Source organism: Flavobacteriales bacterium, from assembly GCA_016779995.1.
In the GTDB taxonomy this organism is placed as follows: Bacteria; Bacteroidota; Bacteroidia; order Flavobacteriales; family UBA7312; genus UBA8444.
Window position 1 is genome coordinate 1 of the sequence record JADHMO010000035.1, and the last position, 5231, is coordinate 5231.

The following is a 5231-nucleotide window of genomic DNA, read 5'->3' on the forward strand; positions in this document are numbered from 1 at the left end:
GCTCACATCGACGGAGTGGTTTGGCACCTCGATGTCGGCTCGTCACATCCTGGGGCTGGAGAAGGTCCCAAGGGTTGGGCTGTTCGCCCATTAAAGTGGCACGCGAGCTGGGTTCAGAACGTCGCGAGACAGTTCGGTCTCTATCTGTTGTGGGCGTTAGAAATTTGCGAGAACCTGACTCTAGTACGAGAGGACCGAGTTGGACAGACCTCTAGTGTACCTGTTGTGACGCCAGTTGCATCGCAGGGTAGCTATGTCTGGATGAGATAAGCGCTGAAAGCATCTAAGCACGAAACTCATCTCAAGATTAGATTTCTTTTAAGGGTCGTTATAGACGATGACGTTGATAGGTCATAGGTGTAAAGGCAGAGATGTCATAGCCGAGTGATACTAATTACCCTTTAGCTTTTTGTAGTTGATTTACCCTAACTAAATTGTTTTCTTTTTACAATATATCATAATCTTATTCAAGATTTTATGGTGGTTATTGCAGTGGTGTTCACCTCTTCCCATTCCGAACAGAGAAGTTAAGCCCACTAGCGCAGATGGTACTAGGTTAATCCCTGGGAGAGTATGTCGCCGCCAAATTTTTACAAGCCCCGTTTCTTTGATTCGGGGCTTTTTTTTTAACTAGATTTAAACGTAATTTGTTGAATGAAAAAGTGGTTGCTTTTATTCCTTCTATTACCATTTGTTGCTTTTACTCAACAGATGGATATGGATTTAGTACCCTATAAATCTTCTTTCACTCACTTTTTCCAACCTCAAGAGCAAAGCTATTCTTTTGATTCTCTAAATACAGGCTACTCCACTTTACAATACCATTCTTTTGCTTCAAAAGGTCAATTTATTAAGGTTAACCATCAGCAGTTTGTTACCGATTACATCTTATTTAATATCAATTTTGACAAGTTCTCACAAGAAGGTATATTCAATAGGGAAAACCTCAAGCTTCATAATGTAAGTACAAATTTGTTATTCAATAATAAAAGCCAAACTTATAGTGCTCAATTATCTTTAGCTTATCAAAAAATAAGTACGGATGAAAATGGTGGTCTTTTAAATTATGCTACTACAAATTTCGATGACCCCTTACTTTATCAAGTCAATTTACTTAATGCTCAAAATGAAGCAAAAAATAGAAATCATAAACTTGTTCAGAAGTTTAAATTGACTGACAAGTGGTCGATAGTTAATAAATTCTCAATTCTCAGCCATCGAAAAATGTATTCAGATCAATTGCCCAATGCTGGTTTTTATCAGAATATATATATAGATTCTACTTCAACATACGATTCACTTTCTACCATTGCTTTGACTAATAGCTTTGGAATTACTTACAATAATTTTACCCTTAGCCAACTGATACACAATAGACGTGCACATATCAATACGATTGATTCTTTAGATTATGACTATGGTTTATCTCTAAACTATTATAATGATAAAAAAGGTCTTTGTTTTAATTCTGAACTTTATCAATCTGATGACCTTAATATATTGCTTAAAAAAGAGTTCAATTTTAAATTGTCGAATCATACATTAAGTTTGGATTATGATCGAAGTAGAGTACCTATTTTATTCAATTCCTATTCCTCTAATCACTTCCGTTTTGATAACAATTTTAACAATATAAAAACAGTAAAAGCTACCTATGTTGTCAAGCATAAAAACTATTCGTTTAAGTCTAGTTTGACACACTATTCTGACTATGTATATTTAGATGAAAACAGTCATTATCAGCAGTACCAAAATACTATAATAAACTGGTACAATAAATGGGCCATAAACTTAAATTGGAAAAAGTTTCACACTACTCAAACTTTGGAATATCAGTACACAGATAATACAACTATAATGCGATTTCCAGAGTTCAATTACACGACATCTTTATGGTTAGAATCTAATTTATTTGGCGATAACCTAAACACACAGATTGGAGCTGATATGAATTATTTTACCTCCTATTATGCTAAGGCGTATAATCCAGCACTTGCCCAATTTCATTTACAAGACAGTCAACTTATTGGTGATGTGCCTTTACTCTCAGCCTTTTTAAAGTTGAAAGTACACAATATGTCCATTGCTATGCGCTATAGAAATATCACATCTTTAATTAGTGCTAATGCCGACGTTTACTATCTTATTCCTAATTATCCTAACTATCCAGCATCTTTCCAATTATCTGTTGTGTGGAAATTGAATAATACTTCTGATTAATTGCTATTTATTTTAGTTTCAATAAGTCAAATTTAGACAAGACTTAGAGGTTGTTTCGATGAATAGGGATATATGTTGCGTGAATCTTATTTTTTTTTGATAAGCTTAATTGTGTTTTAGGCTTTTAAGCCTCTCCTTAAGACTAGTTTTGTAGCCGTTTAAAACACAGCTAATTTAGTTGTGTCAGTATATGTATTGAAGAAAATTAAGGCGTATGAAGGTAGTTAGACTTACTATTTTGTTGGCTTTGGTGATATCGAGTTTCACAGCTTTTTCACAAGGAAAACAAAAAGATAAAAATAATACTAATAAAGATAAAAACACTTATTTACTCTTTGAATTAGGGGTGGTATATCCAGAATTGGAATTTATTGACTCTGATGGTGCTCGAAGTCTAAATTCTGATGCGGTAAATATATCCAGTAACCGTTTAGCTATAGGAGGTGGAGGTGATTTGATTAAAAGATTAGGTTATTTATTAACCTTGTCGAGCAATCGCTATGATATAAGAACCTATTTTGACCAATCTAATAGTCGTCATTTTGTGCATTATAATTTTGATTATGCTGCACTAGATGCAAACTTGACTTTTCGCTTATTTAAACCTTCGGCAACTTGGTCGCCTTTACTTAAAGCGGGTGCGTCGTATAATTATTTGTTGTCAGGATTTCAAGAAATGGAAAATCTAACGGTTGATTTGAAAACCAACGAAGATTACACCAATGAACACATCGATTTAAATTTTGGACTTAGTCTGAGGCGTAAACTGACTAAATACAGTCGCTTTTGGTTGGGATACAACTACAAAATGGGTTTTATGGAAAAAGAAAACATATCAAGACAACAATATAATATCAACGCCCATAGTGTCACTTTGGGCTTTTCTATTTCTCCCGATGCCTTTAAGAAAAAAGACGATATGTATAAGCGTTTACTTAAGAAGTGTAACGACAACATAGACGATTTAAGAGCTGAATTAATTTTGTTAATGGAACAAGATGCAGACACGGCGGCTAATGAGTTTAAGGAATTTGTTACTCCAGATGTTAATGGTGATTCGCCATTGAGGGATGAAATAAAAGCCTATGTTTCAACGCTTTTCCCTGAAGAAGAGGACGACTTACCCAAAACGGTTGTTTTATTCCCTACTAATAAAACAGACTACTACAATGTCTTTCAAGATGATTTAGATGAATTGGTAGAGTCCTTAAAAAAACAGCCAGCTAAGAAAATTAATGTGGTAGGCTATGCCGATTTAAGAGGTTATGATGACGCTAACCTTGAGCTTTCTAAGAATAGAGCAAAAACAGTTATCAACTTTTTAATTAATAATGGTGTAGACCCTAAAATCATAGTTCACGAATTCCGTGGTGCAACATCCAAATTTGATGACATCGTATTAATGAGCAACCGTAGAGTAGAAATTTTACTTCAACGATAAAAAAACAAATACACTAGAAAAAACATTTTCCATTTCAATCCTTAAAATTATGAAAGCAATTTTTAGACTATTATTATTAATGTTATTTAGTCAAATCGTGTGGGCGCAAACTCCAGGTATTCCTTATCAGGCAGTTATTATGGATAAAGAGTCTGGACAGGAACTTCCTGGTTTAGATAATAGCTATGCTAATCCACTAAGGAACTCATTAGTTTCTATACGATTTTCTATTCATGATTTAAATGGAATGGAATTTGAGGAAACCCACCACTCCGTTATAGTGGACGATTATGGTATGATTAACCTTATTGTTGGGAAAGGGGTTTATACTTATATGGATTTTTATGACGATATGGATTGGAATGGTGAGGAGAAATGGTTAAAAGTTGAAATTGACTTTGAAAACGGTAATGATTTTGAGAATTTAGATTATCTGCCAATACATCGAATTCCTAACCCTGACGACCAAAAGTTAAGTCTTTCAGGGGACTCTTTGATTTTAGAAGATGGAGGAGGAGTTAGTTTAACTGATTTATTGTCTGGTGCAGGTGTTGATGAACAACAAATATCTTTAGTGGGTAACGTCATATATCTCGAAAATGGGGGGAGTATAGATTTGACCGATTTACTAGCTAATGCTGGAACAGATAATCAAAGATTAACTTTAACAGGAACTTTATTAAATCTAGAAGATGGTGGTACTGTTGACCTAGCTAATCTATTAGCTAATGTTGATACGGATAATCAAAATCTTACATACATTAGTTTAAATGGTACGATACTTGAAGTTGATATTGAAGATGGAGATTCAGTTTCTACCAATTTAGTTGGTTTAGCTAGCGATTCGGCTTTCGTTAATAATTTCATTGCTAATCAAGATTTTATTGATGCTATTCAGCTTCATGAGTTAGACGGTGACCCTACCAATGAGTTAAATACGAATTTTACTGTTTTAGGGAACTTTTTAAGAATTACCGATGGTGGAGGTGTATTAAGTGTCCCTCTTTCTATGATTCAGATAGATACTATGGGCTTGAGTAATCGCATCGATCAAATTATTTTGAATGATAACGACCAAGACCCCACCAATGAGATACAATACCTTTCAATTTCTAATGATACCTTGTATTTGAGTGATGGTAATGCTGTTTACTTGGGTGCAATCAGTTCAGATAATGACCAAGATTCTACTAATGAAATACAGACCTTAAGTTTTTCAAACGATACACTTTATTTAACTGAAGGAGGTTCAGTTGACTTGACATCTCTTGCACTTGATTTAGATACGGCTTACAGACAAGGAGATTCACTATTTATTATTTTGGATGATTTTCAAGACACTACTATTGTAGATTTAGGTAGTCCTGATGTTGGTACTGACGATCAAAATTTGGCATACATAACACTTACGGGCACAGATTTAGAGGTAGGTATTGAAGATGGCGATTCTGTAAAAGTTGACTTGATTGGTTTGGCTTCGGATTCGACTTTTGTAACGACTTTAGCCAAGGATTCTGTATTCTCAACGACTTTAGCTACGGATTCTATTTTCACAACTACACTAGCACAC

At 34.4% G+C, this 5231-nt stretch carries 3 protein-coding genes and 2 rRNA genes; all 5 read left to right on the top strand.

What is annotated here, in order from left to right:
* Positions 1-414 (top strand): 23S ribosomal RNA (locus ISP71_08955); the annotation flags it as partial.
* Positions 415-476: 62 nt separating this feature from the next.
* A 5S ribosomal RNA gene (gene rrf, locus ISP71_08960) occupies positions 477-588 on the top strand.
* Positions 589-654: 66 nt separating this feature from the next.
* Positions 655-2220, top strand: a complete 1566-nt coding sequence (locus ISP71_08965; GenBank protein ID MBL6664211.1) for a hypothetical protein — start codon at positions 655-657, stop codon at positions 2218-2220.
* 214 nt (positions 2221-2434) lie between these two features.
* On the top strand, positions 2435-3661 hold the full coding sequence (locus tag ISP71_08970; protein ID MBL6664212.1) for an OmpA family protein: 1227 nt from the start codon (positions 2435-2437) through the stop codon (positions 3659-3661).
* 49 nt (positions 3662-3710) lie between these two features.
* The coding region (locus ISP71_08975) for a hypothetical protein (protein MBL6664213.1) at positions 3711-5231 on the top strand (1521 nt) is incomplete at its 3' end.

What these genes read in the sequence shown, in the direction of transcription:
- ISP71_08965 (MBL6664211.1), top strand. Translation starts at nt 655, where the DNA reads ATGAAAAAGTGGTTGCTTTTATTCCTTCTATTACCATTTGTTGCTTTT.
- ISP71_08970 (MBL6664212.1), top strand. Translation starts at nt 2,435, where the DNA reads ATGAAGGTAGTTAGACTTACTATTTTGTTGGCTTTGGTGATATCGAGT.